The 17,616-nt window shown below is 61.4% G+C and carries 17 protein-coding genes; 7 read left to right on the top strand and 10 right to left on the bottom strand.

The window, feature by feature from the left end; all coding sequences use genetic code 11:
- Window positions 1-3: 3 nt before the first annotated feature.
- Window positions 4-1,110, bottom strand: a complete 1,107-nt coding sequence (locus tag CKW25_RS09845; RefSeq protein ID WP_095078989.1) for an enoyl-CoA hydratase/isomerase family protein — start codon at window positions 1,108-1,110, stop codon at window positions 4-6.
- Window positions 1,111-1,659: 549 nt separating this feature from the next.
- On the opposite strand from CKW25_RS09845, the gene CKW25_RS09840 reads away from it, so the two are divergent.
- The 7 genes from CKW25_RS09840 to astA all read left to right on the top strand — a co-directional run bounded on the left by CKW25_RS09840 (window position 1,660) and on the right by astA (window position 7,497).
- Window positions 1,660-2,439 carry a transporter substrate-binding domain-containing protein gene (locus tag CKW25_RS09840; RefSeq protein WP_095078988.1) on the top strand — a complete coding sequence of 260 codons (780 nt, stop codon included), beginning with the start codon at window positions 1,660-1,662 and terminating at the stop codon, window positions 2,437-2,439.
- Between the two features lie 74 nt (window positions 2,440-2,513).
- Window positions 2,514-3,239, top strand: a complete 726-nt coding sequence (locus CKW25_RS09835; protein WP_095078987.1) for an ABC transporter permease — start codon at window positions 2,514-2,516, stop codon at window positions 3,237-3,239.
- Window positions 3,236-3,946, top strand: a complete 711-nt coding sequence (locus CKW25_RS09830) for an ABC transporter permease (RefSeq protein WP_095078986.1) — start codon at window positions 3,236-3,238, stop codon at window positions 3,944-3,946. The genes CKW25_RS09835 and CKW25_RS09830 overlap by 4 nt, the downstream gene beginning before the upstream one ends.
- Before the next feature lie 62 nt (window positions 3,947-4,008).
- A complete protein-coding gene (locus CKW25_RS09825) occupies window positions 4,009-4,770 on the top strand; it encodes an ABC transporter ATP-binding protein (RefSeq protein ID WP_095078985.1) in 762 nt (253 codons plus the stop codon).
- Between the two features lie 12 nt (window positions 4,771-4,782).
- Window positions 4,783-5,259: an Lrp/AsnC family transcriptional regulator gene (locus CKW25_RS09820; RefSeq protein WP_095078984.1), complete on the top strand. Its 477-nt coding sequence runs from the start codon at window positions 4,783-4,785 to the stop codon at window positions 5,257-5,259.
- Window positions 5,260-5,515: 256 nt separating this feature from the next.
- A complete protein-coding gene (gene ctlX / locus CKW25_RS09815; protein ID WP_095078983.1) occupies window positions 5,516-6,463 on the top strand; it encodes a citrulline utilization hydrolase CtlX in 948 nt (315 codons plus the stop codon).
- Window positions 6,463-7,497, top strand: a complete 1,035-nt coding sequence (gene astA, locus CKW25_RS09810) for an arginine N-succinyltransferase (protein WP_095078982.1) — start codon at window positions 6,463-6,465, stop codon at window positions 7,495-7,497. The genes ctlX and astA overlap by 1 nt, the downstream gene beginning before the upstream one ends.
- 30 nt (window positions 7,498-7,527) lie before the next feature.
- On the opposite strand, the gene CKW25_RS09805 is transcribed toward astA, so the two are convergent.
- From CKW25_RS09805 to arnB, 9 genes are all read right to left on the bottom strand, one after another.
- Complete coding sequence (locus tag CKW25_RS09805) at window positions 7,528-8,235, bottom strand: HPP family protein (protein ID WP_095078981.1); 708 nt, start codon at window positions 8,233-8,235, stop codon at window positions 7,528-7,530.
- Between the two features lie 212 nt (window positions 8,236-8,447).
- Window positions 8,448-9,839, bottom strand: a complete 1,392-nt coding sequence (locus CKW25_RS09800; protein ID WP_095078980.1) for a UDP-glucose/GDP-mannose dehydrogenase family protein — start codon at window positions 9,837-9,839, stop codon at window positions 8,448-8,450.
- Window positions 9,836-10,249 (bottom strand): 4-amino-4-deoxy-L-arabinose-phosphoundecaprenol flippase subunit ArnF, encoded by a 414-nt coding sequence (arnF, locus tag CKW25_RS09795; protein ID WP_095078979.1) that lies wholly within the window; start codon window positions 10,247-10,249, stop codon window positions 9,836-9,838. The genes CKW25_RS09800 and arnF overlap by 4 nt, the downstream gene beginning before the upstream one ends.
- Entirely contained in the window at window positions 10,246-10,590 is a 345-nt protein-coding gene (gene arnE / locus CKW25_RS09790; protein ID WP_095078978.1) for a 4-amino-4-deoxy-L-arabinose-phosphoundecaprenol flippase subunit ArnE, read from the bottom strand. Before arnE ends, arnF begins: the two co-directional genes overlap by 4 nt.
- A complete protein-coding gene (arnT, locus tag CKW25_RS09785; RefSeq protein WP_095078977.1) occupies window positions 10,587-12,233 on the bottom strand; it encodes a lipid IV(A) 4-amino-4-deoxy-L-arabinosyltransferase in 1,647 nt (548 codons plus the stop codon). The genes arnE and arnT overlap by 4 nt, the downstream gene beginning before the upstream one ends.
- On the bottom strand, window positions 12,230-13,114 hold the full coding sequence (arnD, locus tag CKW25_RS09780; RefSeq protein WP_095078976.1) for a 4-deoxy-4-formamido-L-arabinose-phosphoundecaprenol deformylase: 885 nt from the start codon (window positions 13,112-13,114) through the stop codon (window positions 12,230-12,232). The genes arnT and arnD overlap by 4 nt, the downstream gene beginning before the upstream one ends.
- On the bottom strand, window positions 13,114-15,105 hold the full coding sequence (arnA, locus tag CKW25_RS09775) for a bifunctional UDP-4-amino-4-deoxy-L-arabinose formyltransferase/UDP-glucuronic acid oxidase ArnA (RefSeq protein WP_095078975.1): 1,992 nt from the start codon (window positions 15,103-15,105) through the stop codon (window positions 13,114-13,116). Before arnA ends, arnD begins: the two co-directional genes overlap by 1 nt.
- 2 nt (window positions 15,106-15,107) lie before the next feature.
- Window positions 15,108-16,121: an undecaprenyl-phosphate 4-deoxy-4-formamido-L-arabinose transferase gene (gene arnC, locus CKW25_RS09770; protein WP_095078974.1), complete on the bottom strand. Its 1,014-nt coding sequence runs from the start codon at window positions 16,119-16,121 to the stop codon at window positions 15,108-15,110.
- Window positions 16,118-17,266 carry a UDP-4-amino-4-deoxy-L-arabinose aminotransferase gene (gene arnB / locus CKW25_RS09765; RefSeq protein ID WP_095078973.1) on the bottom strand — a complete coding sequence of 383 codons (1,149 nt, stop codon included), beginning with the start codon at window positions 17,264-17,266 and terminating at the stop codon, window positions 16,118-16,120. The genes arnC and arnB overlap by 4 nt, the downstream gene beginning before the upstream one ends.
- Between the last annotated feature and the right edge of the window lie 350 nt (window positions 17,267-17,616).

The raw sequence follows: 17,616 nt of genomic DNA, 5'->3' as shown, positions 1-17,616 counted from the left end.
GATTCAGCTCCCGCTCTGATCAAATCCGCTGAAGAAGCTTGCCACCCGCTCGGCGTCCAGCGCCTGTACGGTCGGAGGGTTCCAGCGTGGGTTCTTGTCTTTGTCGATCAGCAGGGCGCGCACACCTTCGATCAGGTCGCCACGCTCGAACCACTGACGATCCAGGTGCAGCTCCAGGGCAAAACACTGTTCCAGGCTCAGCTGTCGGCCGCGGCGCAGCATTTCCAGGGTCACGCCCATGGCCAGCGGTGAACGGGTTTCCAGCAGGTCGGCGGTGGTCAACGCCCAGGCGTGGCTGTCGGCAACCGTGACGGTGCGCAATTGCTCGACGATGCCCGGCACGTCCGCCAGGGCGAAGAAGTGATCGATGGCCGGGCGCAAGGCTTGCAGCGGCGCGTCAGGCAGGTGTTGCACGCCGAACCCGGCCAGCAGGCCTTGCAGGTCCTTGAGCGGGGTGTCGTGCCATACCAGGCTGTCCAGGCGCTGGTCCAGTTCGGCCAGTCGCGCACTTTCCAGGTACCAGTCGGCCAACCCGCAATACAACGCATCGGCAGCGCGAATCTGCACGCCGCTGACCCCCAGGTAGATCCCCAGTTCGCCCGGGACGCGGGGCAGGAAGTAGCTGCCACCCACGTCCGGGAAATAGCCGATGCCGACTTCCGGCATCGCCAGGCGGCTGCGTTCGGTGACCACGCGCAGATCGGCGCCCTGCACCAGTCCCATGCCGCCGCCGAGGACGAAGCCGTCCATCAACGCGAGCACGGGTTTGCGGTAATGATGGATCGCCAGGTCCAGGGCATATTCTTCGACGAAGAACGTTTCATGCAGGGTGTCGCCGCTGGTGTAGCTGTCGTACAGCGAGCGGATATCGCCACCGGCACAGAAGGCTTTCTCGCCAGCTCCGCGCAGTACCACGGCATGCACCTGCGGATCCCGGGCCCATGCGTCCAGCTGGCGATGCAGGCTGCGCACCATGTCCAGGGTAATGGCATTGAGGCCGGCGGGGCGATTGAGGGTCAGGTGGCCAATGTGGTTGCGCACCTGGGCCAGCACGTCGTTCTGCGTGGCATCCATGGGCTGGCCGGTCGGGGATGAAACCTGAGCAGTCATCACTAACTCCCTGCTTTTATTGTTCTTTATAGAGATGCTCGCGCGCGAGCGATGGCGGATCGTAACAGTGCAAATTTGCCATGTACAACCCGGATAACTGCAGGTCGCCTGTGCATTTTTGCATGCCGGGATCCGGCCGTGATGCAGTGGGTCATTGAGCGACAACCTCCACGCCGACCGGCACGGGACAGTGCGCGACAAGGTACCGTCGAAGTGCCTTTCGCCCGTGTCGAAAAGGCTTGTCATCGCGCCTTGCCGCTGACGACAGAATCGGCTGTCGAATGCGCTCGTTCAGCGCAGTTACGCTGTCTGGACCGGGCCTTACGACACCTGTGCCGTCCTGGCTATTGGCATTCTGGCGTTCCGTTTCAGGTGCTTTTGACAATGCGCCAGAAAAGGGTTGCGCCCCGACGGCTGGCTCCTTCCAGTCGATAACAACAATAAATACGGCTGCGGTGAAGACCGCATCGATTTTCTGCCCCTGTAAAAAGTGTGGTTCGGCGCGGGCGCCTGACCGCTATAAATCCAAATAATCCGGGACTCAAGAAGATGAATATCAAGTGGCTGACCTTGCCGGCACTCGCTTTGCTGTGCTGCTCCACCGGCGCCAGCGCCAAAGAATGGAAAGAGTTGCGCTTTGGCGTCAATCCCAGCTATCCACCCTTTGAGTCGACGACCGCCGACGGAGGCGTGCAAGGCTTCGGCGTCGACCTGGGCAACGCCATCTGCGCCGAGTTGAAACTCACCTGTGTCTGGGTCAGCAACGACTTCGATGGGCTGATCCCGGGTCTCAAAGCCGGTAAGTTCGATGCGATCGAGTCCTCGATGACGGTGACGGATGCCCGTAAAAAACAGATCGATTTCAGTGATCGCCTCTATGCCGGACCGACCGCCATCGTCACTCGCAAGGATTCCGGCCTGGAGCCCACCGCCGAATCCCTCAAGGGCAAGACCCTGGGGTTCATGCAGGGCACGATTCAGGAAACCTATGCCAGGGCCAGACTGGCGCCAGGCGGTGTGAAACTGCGGGCCTATCAGAATCAGGATCAGGTGTACGCAGACCTGGTGTTCGGCCGCCTCGATGCGTCGATCCAGGATAAGTTGCAGGCGCAGATGAGTTTTCTGACTTCGCCGCAGGGCGCGGACTTCCAGAACAGCGAAGGCATCAGTGACCCGCTGGTGCCCTCGGAGATTGCCATCGGTATCCGCAAGGGCAACGACGAGCTCAAAGGCATGATCAATGCCGCCATCAAGTCCCTGCACGACAAGGGCATCTACGCACAGATCCAGCAAAAGCACTTCGGCGCCCTGGACCTCTACAACAACTGATCCTCGCGCCCCGAGCACTGTGCCGCGCTCATCGGTACAGCGCACGTGTGGGCGCCACAAGACAGGTATCTGGCGTGAATTCCCTCCTGAATCTACTGGGGGTCGATCTGTCGACCCTGCAAGGTTACGGCCCGTTGTTGCTGCATGGCACGTGGGTCACCCTCAAACTCTCTGCGTTATCGCTGCTGGTCAGCATGGTGTTGGGATTGCTGGGCGCCGCGGCCAAGCTATCGCCGCTGAAGTGGCTGAACCTACCGGCGACGCTCTATACCACACTGATTCGTGGTGTGCCGGACCTGGTGCTGATGCTGTTGATCTTCTACAGCCTGCAAGGCTGGCTGAGCAGCCTTACCGAGGCGCTGGGCTGGCCCTACATGGAGATCGACCCGTTTCTGGCCGGGATCGTCACGCTCGGGTTTATCTACGGCGCGTACTTCACCGAGACCTTTCGTGGCGCCATTTTGAGTGTGCCACGCGGCCAGCAAGAGGCCGCCGCCTGTTTCGGCCTCAATCGCTGGCAGCGGTTTCGTTTCGTGGTGTTCCCGCAAATGATGCGTTTTGCCTTGCCGAGCCTGGGCAACAACTGGCTGGTGTTGCTCAAGGCCACGGCGCTGGTGTCGATCATTGGTTTGTCGGACCTGGTCAAAGTGGCGCAGGAGGCGGGCAAAAGTACCTTCAACATGCTCGACTTCCTGCTGATGGCGGCGGCGTTGTACCTGCTGATCACCAGCGCCTCCAACTATGTGTTGCGCGTGCTTGAGCGCCGCTACAACCAAGGGGTACGGGGGATGGCGCGATGATTGAATTGATTGCCGAGTACTGGAGGCCCTTCCTGTTCAGCGACGGTGAGACGTTCACCGGCCTGGCCATGACCCTGTGGTTGCTGGTGGCGAGTATCGTCCTTGGCTTTTGCCTGTCGTTGCCACTGGCGATCATGCGTACCTCGCGCTGGGCTTTGTTGCGCTGGCCGGTCCAGTTGTTTACCTATGTATTTCGCGGTACGCCGCTGTATATCCAACTGCTGATTTGCTACAGCGGGATCTACGGCATTGCGGCGGTGCGCGCCCAGCCGCTGCTGGAAGCCTTCTTCCGCGATGCCATGAACTGCACCTTGCTGGCTTTCACCCTCAACACCTGTGCCTACACCGTGGAGATATTCGCCGGCGCGATTCGCAGCATTCCCTACGGCGAAATCGAAGCGGCGCACGCCTATGGGTTGAGCGGCTGGCGGCTGCACCTGCAGTTGATCCTGCCATCGGCCCTGCGCCGCGCACTGCCGTACTACAGCAACGAAGTGATTCTGATGTTGCACGCCACATCCGTGGCCTTCACCGCGACCATCCCGGACATTCTGAAAGTTGCCCGGGATGCCAACGCCGCGACCTTCATGACGTTTCAGGCGTTTGGCATCGCCGGCTTGCTGTACCTGGGGTTGTCATTCGCCCTGGTCGGCGGATTTCGCCTGGCGGAGAAACGTTGGCTGGGCTTTCTCGGGCCGGCGCACTGAATCACTCACCTCATTTTTGTCCAGAGCGGCGTCGACGCAGACGCCGCTCCAGGAGTGCAAGCATGTACAAACTCACGGTTGAAAATCTGTATAAACGTTTTGGTGACAACGAAGTACTCAAGGGCGTCTCTTTGAACGCGCGGGCCGGGGATGTGGTGAGCATGATCGGCGCCAGCGGCTCGGGCAAAAGCACCATGCTGCGTTGCATCAATTTTCTGGAGCGCGCGGATGAGGGGGCCATTGCGCTGGATGGCGAGCGCATTGTCACCCGCCAGTCTGCAGGTGGCATGCGGGTCGCCAATCCGGCACAGTTGCAGCGCTTGCGCACACGGTTGGCCATGGTGTTTCAGCACTTCAACCTGTGGAGTCATTTGACCGTGTTGGAGAACATCATGCTGGCGCCCTGCAACGTGCTGGGCGTCGTTCGCAAGGACGCCGAAACCAGCGCCCGGGCCTATCTGGACAAAGTCGGCCTGCCCCAGCGGGTGGCCGAGCAATACCCGGCGTTCCTGTCGGGTGGCCAGCAGCAACGGGTGGCGATTGCGCGAGCATTGGCGGTGGAGCCACAGATCCTGTTGTTCGATGAGCCGACGTCAGCCCTGGACCCGGAGTTGGTGGGTGAAGTGTTGAAGGTGATTCAGGCACTGGCGGAAGAGGGGCGGACCATGTTGATGGTGACCCACGAAATGGGTTTTGCCCGGCAGGTTTCCAGTCAAGTGCTGTTCCTGCATCAAGGCAAGGTCGAGGAGCAGGGCGATGCGACAATCCTCGACCGGCCGAAGAGTGAACGTTTACAGCAATTTCTATCGGGCCGTTTGAAGTGAGGCAAGACGTACATGGCGGATATCCGTGATCTGACGATCGTGCTTGATCGTATCGATCAGGCCATCATCGAGGTGCTGCGTCACGACGGGCGCATCACCTATCAAAAGCTTTCCGAGCGCGTGCACCTGACGCCCAGGCCTTGCCTGGAACGGGTGCGAAAGCTCGAGCAGCTCGGGGTGATTCGGGGTTATGGGGCAATTCTCGACGAAAAGAAACTGACACCGGGTTTGTCGTTGCTGGTGCTGGTGGCGCTGTCGAACCAGAGTGGGCGTGCTGCACAAAAGGCGTTCGAGGCCAAGGTGCGTGCTTGCCCGCAGGTACTGGAATGCCAATTGATCAGCGGAGCCTTCGATTACAGTCTGCGAATGCGCTGCCGTGACATGGAGCACTACCGGGTGCTGACCGAAGTCTGGTTCGATGATCCGGACCTGCATATCGACAAACTGGTCAGTCACCCAGAACTGGCGATGGTCAAAACTTCGTCGTAGGCACCTGCGCGTTTCCACGCAAGCCTGGGAGCACAGGTATTGCTCCTCAGCCTGAAGCGCCTATCGGGGGCGTTGCCAGGCTGAGTGTGGTGACGGTCTTCAACGCCCAATCCCTTCCTGTTTTCATCCCGCCAAATCGGCTGAAAGCCCCTGGGTTTTCAGCCATTTTCAACACTGCCGCGCTGCTTATCAGCCGGGTTTTCTGCGCAGTGAAACAGACAATGAGCACCTCTCAACCCTCATTGAACCTGTGCCCATGCAAACCACCAATACCGTTTTGATGATTCGCCCGACACGTTTCTCCTTCAATCAGGATACGGCGGCGAACAACCGTTTCCAGCGCCTGGCAGCCGCGTCGGAGGACGTCCAGCGCCAAGCCTTGCAGGAGTTCGACGGTTACGTCGCTGCGCTACGCGATCACGGTGTGGAGGTGATCGTCCACGATGACCGCGATGCCCCCCATACCCCGGACTCGATTTTTCCCAACAACTGGTGGAGCAGTCACCCCGACGGCACACTGGTGTTGTATCCGATGCAAGGCCATAACCGGCGGCTGGAACGGGACAAGGGTGTGCTGGATCTGTTGCACAACGAGTACCGGGTCGAGCACCTGCTGGACCTCACGGCCCTCGAACTGCAGGACGTGTTCCTCGAGGGCACGGGCAGTATGGTACTGGACCGTCAGGCGCGGATTTGCTACGCCGGCTACTCCACACGCACCCACGCCCATGCACTGGATCAAGTGGTCAGCCATCTGGGGTATGAGTTGTGTGCCTTCAACGCGGTCGATCGCCAGGGTGTCGCGATCTATCACACCAACGTCATGATGAGCATCGGTACTGAACTGGCCGTGGCCTGCCTCGATTGCGTGGCTGAGCCGGCTCAATCCCGAGCGCTGCGTTCACGCCTGGAAGACAGCGGCAAGCAGGTTATCGCGCTGGGTTGGGAGCAGTTGGAGTCGTTCGCGGGCAACATGCTGCAAGTCCACACTGCGGCAGGTGAGCCCCTGTTGGTGATGTCGCGCACCGCCTGGCGTTCCCTCGATGCGGCTCAGCGTCGGCTCATCGAGGCTTACACCACACCGTTGCCCGTGAACATCGACACCATCGAACGGGTGGGCGGTGGGAGTGCCCGCTGCATGTTGGCGGAGGTTTTCCTGCCCAAGGCCCGGCAGGCGTATCCGGCTGCCATGGGGGGCATGTGATGATCGTTCGTCCCGCGACACCCGATGATCTGCCGGCATTGCTGGCCCTGGCTCACAGTGCGGGCACCGGCTTGACGACCTTGCCTGCGGATGCCGGACGTTTGCGCCAGCGCCTGGAGTGGGCGGCGAGAACGTTTGCCGGCGAGGCCGGACGCGCTGACGCCGATTATCTGTTTGTGCTGGAGAGCGATCAGGGGGAGGCGATCGGCATCTGCGCCCTGGCTGGCGCTGTCGGCCTGCGGGAGCCCTGGTACAACTATCGCCTGGGCCTGTTTGTCGCCGCCTCCAGCAACCTGGGGATCAATCAGCAATTGCCGACGCTGTTCCTGGGGAACGACATGACCGGGCATTCGGAGTTGTGTTCGTTGTTCTTGCATGCCGATCACCGCGCCGGCCTCAATGGTCGCCTGTTGTCCAAGGCGCGGTTTCTGTTTCTCGCCGAGTTTCGCCAGCACTTTGGCGAAAAGGTCATCGCGGAAATGCGCGGCTACTCCGACGAGGAGGGTGTTTCACCCTTCTGGGAAGGCCTGGGACGACACTTTTTCAAAATGGATTTCGCCGACGCCGACTACCTCACCGGCCTTGGCAACAAAACCTTCATTGCCGAACTGATGCCCAAGTTCCCGTTACCCACATGCCTGCTGCCCGAGAGCGCGCGATCGGTGATCGGTCGGGTACATCCCAACACCGAACCGGCGTTGGGCATGCTCAAGGCGGAAGGCTTTGAACACCGGGACTACATCGATATCTTTGACGGCGGTCCACTGGTCGAATGCGCGACAGGACAGATCCGGGCGGTACGCGATAGTCAGGTATTGCAACTGAGCATTGGCACCCCGGGGGAGCAGGCCGAGATCTACCTGATCCACAATCGGCAATTGGCCGAGTGCCGGATTACCGCAGCGCCTGCGCGAATCGCCGCCGGGACATTGATTGTCGATGCGCAAACCGCCCAGTCGCTCGGCTTGTGTACCGGCGCCTCGGTGCGAGCGGTGAGCCTGGCGGTACCGGCACGGCAGCAATCAGCGGCCTGAGGAACAGCGCCTGGCCTTGCCGTGGCCGTATCAGGCCTTGTTGGCGAATACCTCACCGATACTGCGGCGCTTGGCGTGCCGTTCGCTGGCGTGGATCAGTTGTTCAAGGTCCTCGGGGGTCACATCGAAGAAGGCCTCCAGGTCCGCCAGCGCCGCTTTCAGGTCTTGTGCGGTGATGGCCTGGCTGTCGACGGGCGGGTGATCCGCCGGCACCCGGGACACCGGTTCGGCGGGCCGCTTGGGGTAACGAATACGGGTCAGGTTGTTGTACGCCAGGGCACAGAGCAACAAGGTGGCCGCGCTCAGCATCACCGGCGCGAGTGCTTTCCAGTCCAGGGCAATGGTCGCCGGGTCCGCCACCACCATCAGCAAGGCCAGCGCACCGGCCGGGGGATGCAGGCAACGCAGCCAGCACATCAGCATCAACGCTGCGCCGGCCGCCAGGCACGCACTGCCCAGGGTCCGTCCAAGCACATGGGCCACCAACAGTGCTACCACCCCGGCACACAGGTACCCGCCCAGGATCGACCAGGGCTGGGCCAGCGCGCCGGACGAGACGGCAAACAGCAACACCGCCGATGCCCCCAAGGGCCCGATCAGGTGCATGGCCACGTCCATGCCGAATACCTGGCCACAGAGCCAGACGCTCAGCAGTGTGCCCAGGGACATGCCGATGGCGGCACGGCTCCATTCTGAAGGACGGGTGTTGATGGCAGCGGGGATCCAGCGAGCAAACATGGGCAGAACGGTCCAGTGGCAGAGGGCAGGCAAAAAAAGGGCTTGTCTGGGTCACCAGAAAGCCCTTCAAGAGTTCCACCATTTGGGGGAGGAACCGGCGCAGTCTGCCGGTCTGGCCGGCCACTGACAAATTCATATTAATGAGCATTAAGTGCATTAATAATGAGGTATGGCTGTTCGGCAACGTAGCCCCGGGAGGTCGTGGCCAGGTTCTATGCCGTCTTCTCGACCACGGCAGGCGTCGCAAGCGATGGCTGTGCGCAAACGGGCAGGTTGCGTGATTCTCCCCGGCCCATCGGAAAGTACTGGAAGCCTTTGCGCGCCAGGCGTTCGACGTCATACAGGTTGCGTCCGTCGAAGATCACCGATGCCTTGAGACGCTGCTGGATCAGTTCGAAATCCGGTGCCTTGAACTGCTGCCATTCGGTGCAGATGATCAATGCGTCCGCATCCTTGAGCACGGATTCCGGAGTGCCCATGAGCATCAGTCGTGCTTCGTTCGGGTACAGGTTCTGGGTCTCCTGCATGGCTTCCGGGTCGAACGCCCGCACCGTCGCGCCTGCTGCCCACAGCGATTCCATCAGCACCCGGCTCGGTGCATCGCGCATGTCGTCGGTATTGGGTTTGAATGCCAGTCCCCACAGGGCAAAGGTCTTGCCTGCCAGGTCACCGTTGTAGAAAGCTCTGATGCGCTCGAACAATTTGTGTTTCTGACGCTCGTTGATCGCTTCGACCGCTTGCAGCAAGTCACTGGAGCAGTTGGCTTGCGCGGCACTGTGGATCAGCGCGCGCATGTCCTTGGGGAAGCACGAGCCACCATAACCACAGCCGGGGTAGATGAAGTGGTAGCCAATTCGTTGGTCAGCGCCGATCCCCAGGCGCACGGACTCGATGTCCGCGCCCAGGTGCTCGGCCAGTTCGGCGATCTGGTTGATGAAGCTGATCTTGGTCGCCAGCATGCAGTTGGCGGCGTACTTGGTCAGTTCGGCGCTGCGCAGGTCCATGAACATGATGCGGTCGTGGTTGCGGTTGAAGGGCGCATAGAGGTCACGCATGACCTCGCGTACCGCCTCGCTGTCGCACCCGATGACGATGCGGTCCGGACGGCGGCAGTCGGCAACCGCCGAGCCTTCCTTGAGAAACTCGGGGTTGGACACGATATCGAACTGCAAGATGCGACCGTGGCTGTGCAACCGGCTGTCAATATGGGCCCGCAGGGTATCGCCGGTGCCCACCGGCACGGTGGACTTTTCCACCAGGATCAAGGGCTGCTCGCGGTGTCGGGCCACGGCGTCGCCCACTGACAACACATAACGCAAGTCGGCCGAGCCATCTTCCCCGGAGGGCGTGCCCACGGCTATGAACAATACCTGGCCATGCTGGACCGCCTGTTGCTCGTCGGTGGTGAACAGCAGCCGCCCGCTTTCCAGTCCTTCACGGACCAGGCTGGCCAGCCCGGGTTCGAAAATGCTCACATGGCCTTGCTGCAACAACGCGATCTTTTGCTGATCGATGTCCATGCAGACCACATCGTGACCCACTTCGGCCAGCACGGCAGCTTGTACAAGGCCGACGTAGCCACTACCAATGACACTGATTTTCATGGAGTCTTCCTGACGACTGGGGTGTGGATACCACGAGAGTTGATGGTGATGACCCCGAGGATGACCAGCGCCACCCCCAGGGTTCTGGAGAGACTGAGTGGCTCGTTGAACAGCGGCAGGCTGGCGGCTAGCAGGTACACCAGGGCATAACTGATACTGAGCAGCGAATAGGCCCGTCCCAGCGGCAGGTCACGCAAGGCCATGAGCCAGCAGAGCATGGACAGTGCGTAAGCCATGATCGAGGCCAGCACCACGGCGACTGCCAGCGGGTCGACCGTGCCACTGCCCAATGCCGCGAGCCACTGCGCCGGCAAGGGCAGGTGGCTCATGCTCCATCGCATGCCCAGTTGGGCCGCGCTGACCAGCAACACGCTGCCCATGGCAAAGCCGATGCCGCGACCCAGGCTCATGCGTGCCTCCCCAGCAGCACGACACCGGCAATCACCAGGGCCACGCCGATCCAGTGCCGGCGATCAATGGCTTCGTGGAAAACGAAGCGGGCGATCAGGGTAATCAGTACGAAATTGAGGCTGAGCATCGGATAGGCGACGCCGACGTCCAGCCGCTGCAACACCAGCAGCCACACCACCAGCCCGCAGCCCAGGCTCAGCAACGCCAGCCACAGCCACGGCGAGCGCAGCTTGTCTAGCACTCCCGATGCCTGGCCACGCCAGCTTTCCACCGCATATTTCTGGGCGACCTGGCCCAGGCAGGTCAGCAGGCAGGCAAGCACGATCAGCAACAGGCTCATGGCTGGCTCTGGGGGAAGATCAGGATCACCAGATTGCCTTGGTTATAACGCTTGAAGTCCTGGGGCAACATGTCGATTTCGTAGTGCTCCTTGCCGTTGATCCGCATCACCACACCCACCGAACCCTGCTGGCGGGCTTCGGTCATCCATTGGGGAACCTTGAGAAAGTCGACCCGGCGATGCAAGGTGTCAGGATAAGCCAGGCCATATTTCACTTCGCCTACGGTGTTGTACAACGCCACGTCCGGCCGCTTGAGTCGCCAGGCCAGGGCCGAGGCGGCGCCCAGGTCATTGCTCAGCAAGCGACTGGCCTGGCCAAGCTCCTGGGCGTGATCGATGATGAATTGGTCCGGCATCTTGTTATAGACCACCGAGTTGGGCAGGGCCGCTGGGACTAGCGCCACGAACAGCCAGCTGCCCAGGGCCGGCGCAGCCCAACACTGCAACGGGCGCAAGGCTTGCAAAACGCTGGCAAGGATCCAGCCGGCCAGGGCGATGAACACCAGCACCAGGTGCTCGGGCTCGTTGCTGTAGAGCGGCTTCTTCAATTGAAAGTAGACCAGCGCTATCAGCACCAGCACACCCAGCACCAGGTTCAGCGCACCGTTCAGGCTGATGACGCGGGTCTGCCGGTTCGCGAGGCGATCGACCAGCACATGGCCCATCAACAAGGCCAACGGCAACAGGCAGGGAAAGATGTAGGCCGGCAGCTTGCCCTTGCTCAGGCTGAAAAACGCCAACGGCAACAGCAGCCAGAGCAGCAGGAAGCCAATGCTCGCCTGACGACGGCTCTGCCAGGCTTGCTTGAGCGCCGCAGGCAGCAGGGCCGCCCAGGGCAGGCTGAACGCCACCAGCAATGGCAGGTAGTACCACCAGGGCTTGGCGTGCTGGGCATCTTCGCCGGCAAATCGGCGGATATGCTCGTGCCAGAAGAAGAAACGCCAGTAATCCGGCTCCTGGGCGTGAACGGTCAAGGCCCAGGGCAGGCTGACCAGCACGGCCACCGTGATTGCCACTGGGCCGTAGACCAGCAGTTCGCGTAGGCGTTTTTGCCAGACCATGTAGGGCAGGGCGACCAGCACCGGCAACAGCCAGGCGAGAAAGCCCTTGGTCATGAAGCCCATGCCACAGGCCAGGCCCAGCAGCGCCCAGAACCCCAACTGCGCACTTCGGGTCTGGCTGTCGATGGCGAACCACAGCGCCACCAGGCTCAGGTTGACCCACAAGGTGAACTGCGGGTCCAGGTTGGCGTACCCGCCCTGGCCAACCACCACGCACAGGCTCATGTAGAGCAGGGCGCAGGTGAAGCTCTTGCGCGGGTCATTCCACAAACGGCGGGCAATCAAATACGCCAGCAACACGCTCAGGCCGGTACTCAAGGCCGAGGCCACGCGCACGCCGAACAGATTGTCGCCAAATACCGCCTGGCCGATGGCTATCATCCAGTAGCCGGCGACCGGCTTCTCGAAATAACGAATGCCCATGAAATGGGGTGAAGCCCAGTGGCCGCTCAGCAGCATTTCCTGGCTGATTTGCGCGTACCGGGTTTCGTCCGGAATCCACAGGCCATGGGTGGCCATCGGCAGCAGGAAAAACATGCCGAACGCCAGCAACAACAAGGGCAGGGCCCAGCGTCTGGTCATTGTCCCTGCACTCCCAGCCAGCCTTCACGACCTTCCAGCGCACCGCGCAACACGCGGCCCCGGGGCAGGATGGTGGGGTCGGCCGGCAACAACCGACCCAGGGGTTGGAAGCGGATATCGCGTGTTTGGGCATCCACCAGCAATTGACGGAAATGGTTGGCCATCAGAATCCCTTCTACCTCTGCATGTATCGTGTAGACGTTCAGCCTGGAGGGGCTGAACCGATCAAGAATGAATGCGTTGAACCCTTCAACGGTCACGTCCGGCCCGACCACTTCATCGAAGGTGGGCAAGTCGACTGGAATTTGCGGTGTTCCCGGGCTGCCATCGGCCAGTTGCGGCAAGAACAGGCCTTGCCCGCGACAGTCGCTGTTGTAGCGAAAGCCAAAGCGTTGCTTGGCCTCGATGACCCGTTCGTCAGCGCGCCATCCGGCCGCGGCGGAACAGTCCACGGTCTGGCCGAGAATATCGCTGAGGGTGTCTACGCCCCGGCGAACCTGCTCAATCAACTGTGCATCGCTCCAGCGTCCGGCATTGGCTTGCCAGCCGTGATGATCCCAGGCGTGCAACCCCACCTCGTGACCGGCGGCAAGGGTCTGGCGCATCAGGTGCCCCAGGTCTCGGCCGATGGGCTTGCCCGGCCAGGCGGTACCGGCCAGCAGAATGTCCCATCCATACAGGCCCACCGCGTTGGAGCGCAGCATTTTCCAGAGAAACTGCGGGCGGATCAGGCGCCACAGGTGGCGCCCCATGTTGTCCGGGCCAACACTGAAGAAAAACGTTGCCTTGACCTGTGCTTCGTCGAGCATGTCCAGCAGCCGGGGCACCCCTTCACGGGTGCCTCGGTAGGTGTCGACATCGATACGAAGACCTGCCTGCATCAACGCTGGTCCGCGATTTCGAGCATGGCTTCGCGCAGGAAGAAGTCCAGCGTGTTGCCGATGGTTTCGCTCATCTCAACGGTTGGGGTCCAGTCGAGCAGACGCTTGGCGTTCTGGATGCTCGGCTTGCGGTGCGACACGTCCTGATAACCGGTGCCGTAGAACGCCTTGCTCTCGACGTCGCGGAAACCGGCGAACGGCGGGAAGTTGGCACGCAACGGGTGGGCCTCGAACTGACGCAGCAACTCCTCACCCAATTGACGAATGCTGGCTTCGTTTTCCGGATTGCCGATGTTGATGATCTGCCCGTTACAGGCGTCGTTCTCGTTGTCGATGATCCGCGCCAGGGCTTCGACACCGTCGGCGATGTCGGTGAAGCAGCGTTTTTGTTCGCCGCCATCGAACAGGCGGATGGGTGTGCCTTCCACCAGGTTGAGAATCAGCTGGGTGATCGCCCGGGAGCTGCCGATCCGTGCCGAATCCAGGCGGTCCAGGCGCGGCCCCATCCAGTTGAACGGGCGGAACAGGGTGAAGTTCAGGCCTTTCTGGCCATAGGCCCAGATCACCCGGTCCAGCAGTTGCTTGGAGACCGAGTAGATCCAGCGCTGCTTGTTGATCGGGCCGACCACCAGGTTGGAGCTGTCCTCGTCGAAGTTTCGGTCCTGGCACATGCCATAGACTTCGGAAGTCGAAGGGAAGATCACGCGCTTGTTGTACTTGACGCAGTAGCGAACCAGTTTGAGGTTCTCTTCGAAGTCCAGTTCGAACACGCGCAGCGGGTTGCGGGTGTATTCGATGGGGGTGGCAATGGCCACCAGTGGCAGCACCACGTCGCACTTCTTGATGTGGTACTCGATCCACTCGGAGTGAATGCTGATATCGCCTTCGACATAGTGGAAGTTCGGATGGCTGCGCAGGCGCTCGATGGCGTCGGAGCCGATGTCCAGGCCGTACACCTCGTACTTGCCGTCACGCAGCAGGCGCTCGGACAGGTGGTTGCCGATGAAGCCGTTGACACCCAGGATCAGCACCCGGGTGCGACGCGGAGCACGGCCCGATTCGGCGCCACGCAGCACGGAACCATCCACCAAGCCCAGTTCGTCGGCCAGTTGCGGGCCGCTGAGGAACAGGCCGTTATCGTTGCGCTGGCCGGACGTGATCACCAGCGAGTCTTCGCCGCAGGCAATGCGCAGCGGGTCGACGCTGATCACCCGGCCCGGTGCCTGGCCTTCATTGCCCTTGGCGACCTCGGCGCTCCAGACGATCAGCTTGTGCTCGCCGACGTCGCAGAACGCCCCCGGGTACGGCTGGGTAACGGCACGAACCAGGTTGAACAGCTCTTCAGCCGGTTTTTTCCAGACCAGCTTGCCATCTGCCGGGGTGCGGCGACCGAACACCGTGGCCCTGGACTCATCCTGGGCGGTTTCAGTGAGGCGGCCCTGGATCAGTGGCGGCAGGGTGTCACGCAACAGGCTGGCGGCCGCTTCACGCAGCTTGCCATGCAGGGTCAGCGCGGTGTCTGTGCGCTCGATGGCAACAGGTTGCTGGGCCACGATGGCGCCGGCATCCGCACGCTTGACCATGCGGTGCAGGGTCACGCCGGTTTGCGTTTCGCCATTGACCAGCACCCAGTTGGCCGGCGCGCGGCCCCGGTATGCAGGCAGGAGCGAGCCGTGCAGGTTGAATGCGCCTTTGCCGGCGGTGGCCAGCAGGGCTTCGCTCAGCAGGTTGCGGTAATAAAAGGAGAACAGGTACTCGGGGTTGAGCTTGGCGATGCGCTCGACCCACAGCGGGTGGTTGACGTCTTCCGGTGCATGCACCGTGATGCCTTGGCGGGCACACAACTGCGCGACCGAGCCGTAGAAGGTGTTTTCCTTCGGGTCGTCGGCGTGAGTGAACACCGCGGCGATCTCCAGGCCAGAGTCGAGGAGGGCCTGGATACCCGCACAGCCAATGTCGTGATAGGCGAAAACAACAGCTTTTGAATTCATGGTCAAACCTGATCGCAAGAGGTGGAAGTCAAACCGTCGACCGTGACAGCGGGGGCAGGCCTGGCGGGTTGCTGGCGCAAGACTTTTTCGATGAAGAACCGTGGACGGGCCCGGACGTCGCCATACATGCGCCCCAGGTACTCGCCCAAAAGCCCCATGCCGATGAACTGGCCACCGGTGAACACGAACAGCACGGCAAACAGCACGAAGGTGCCGCCGCCCGCCCACTGCGCGCCAAAGGCCAGGCGCAGGACAATCAGCATCAAGGCGAACAGCATGCCCAGCGCCGCCATGCCGAAGCCGATGATGCTCAACAGGCGTAGCGGGGTGGTGGTCATGCAGGTGATCAGGTCGAACATCAGGTTGATCAGGCGCATCGGGCTGTACTTCGACTCACCGTGCTCGCGCTCGGCGTGCTGTACCGGTATCTCGGTGGTGTGGCGGGCAAAGCTGTTGGCCAGGATCGGAATGAAGGTACTGCGCTCGCGGCAGGCCAGCATGGCGTCGACTACCGTGCGCCGGTACGCCCGCAGCATGCAGCCGTAATCGGTCATGGCCACGCCTGTCGAGCGTTTCACCGCCAGGTTGATCAGCTTCGACGGATAGCGGCGCAGGGCCGAGTCCTGACGATTGTTGCGCACGGTGGCGACCACGTCGTAACCCAGTTCGGCCTCTGCGACCAGGCGCGGGATTTCTTCCGGCGGATTCTGCAGATCGGCATCCAGGGTAATCACCAGGTCGCCTTTGCATTGTTCGAAACCGGCCATGATCGCGGCGTGTTGCCCGTAGTTGCGATTGAGGATGACGGCCACCACGGCGCTGCCTTCGCGTCCAGCGGCTTCCTCGAGCAGTTGTGCCGAGTCGTCGCGGCTGCCGTCGTCGACCATGACGATTTCGTAGTCGTGGGTCAGTTGCTGGCAGGCGGCTTCGGTGCGACGCAGCAACTCGGGCAGGCTGTCTTGTTCGTTGTAGACCGGGATAACGATCGATACGCAGTTAATCGGATAAGGCTTCAAGGGCGTGGATCCAGAATGTTTTCAATAGCACCGATGACGCGCTCGGCATCATCGCAGGTCATGTCGGGGAACAGCGGGATCGAACACAGGCGTGCCGAGTTCCATTCGGTATTGGGCAGGTGGATGCCCGGGAAACGCTGACGGTAGTAGGTGTGCAAATGCGTGGCGATGAAATGGATGCCGGTGCCGATGTTTTGTTCCTGCAACGCTTGCATGAATGTTTCGCGGTCCATGCCACAGCGCTCGGGGTCGATGCGCAGGATAAACAGGTGCCAGGCATGCTGTTGCGGATAGGCTGGAATACTCAGCGGCTGCACCGGCAACGCCTTCAGGCGTTGTAGATAGGTGTGTGCCAGGGTCGTGCGCCTGGCGTTGATCTCGTCCAGGCGTTGCAGTTGCACCAGGGCAATGGCGGCATTGATGTCGGCCAGGTTGTATTTGAAGCCTGGCTCGACCACTTGCGCCTGGGGCTTGCGGCCGTGGGTCAGGCGGTCGTATGCGTCCACGCCCAGGCCATGAAACTTGAGCATGCGCACCCGGTCGGCCAGCGCTTTGTTGTCGCTGACGAACATTGCCCCTTCGGCACAGGTCATGTTCTTGATGGCGTGAAAGGAGAAGATCGCCGTGCCCCGCCCCCCCACGGCACGCCCGCGATAACGGGTGCCGGCCGCATGGGCGGCGTCTTCGATGATCGGGATACCGTGCCGGTCCCCCAGGGCATAGAGCGGATCGAGGTCGAAGGCCGCCCCGGCGTAATGCACCGGAACAATGGCCTTGGTGCGCGGGGTAATGGCCGCTGCGATGGCCTCGACATCGGCCATCAGGGTATCGCGGTCGACGTCGACGAAGACCGGGGTCGCGCCGAGCAAGCAGATGATGTTGGCGGTGGATACCCAGGTCTGCGAGGGTGTGATCACTTCATCGCCGGGGCCGATCCCCAGCGCCAGCAAGGTGACATGCATGCCGCCGGTGGCCGACGACAGTGCGACGGCGTGCTCGCAGCCCACGTACCGGGCAAACTGCTGCTCAAGTTCCTGGTTCTTCGGTCCGGTGGTAATCCAGCCAGAGCGCAATACCTGCTCCACGGCAGCCATTTCTTCAGCGCCGATACTTGGGCGAGAAAAAGGCAGGAAATCCTGGGTCATTGGGGGGGCCTCGGGTCGGTAATGGTCAGCAACGGTCATGTTCTTCGAATCCGCCCCGGAAGCGATCGGGTGCATGATTCTGGGCATTCATTAATCAATGAACGCGAACATTATCAATGGTTTGGCCTGCAATCATGGAAAAATACATTAATTGACGTTATTCAGTGCTGCCGGCGACTTGTCGTTAGTGTGTGGCGAGTTTCGGGTGTGCTGAGAGTAAGCGTGATTTTGTGAAAACGACATGAAAAAACGGTGAGCAAGCCGTATAACATGAAGGTTTACAGCAAATGTTCAGGGTTCGGTCACGGACAGGGCTCAAATCAGAAATGTCGTACATGTGTACTGGGCAA

The organism is Pseudomonas sp. Irchel s3h17 (genome assembly GCF_900187505.1).
Lineage (GTDB): Bacteria > Pseudomonadota > Gammaproteobacteria > Pseudomonadales > Pseudomonadaceae > Aquipseudomonas.
Note: the sequence above shows the minus strand (reverse complement) of the source record. Positions and strands in the feature narration are given on the sequence as shown.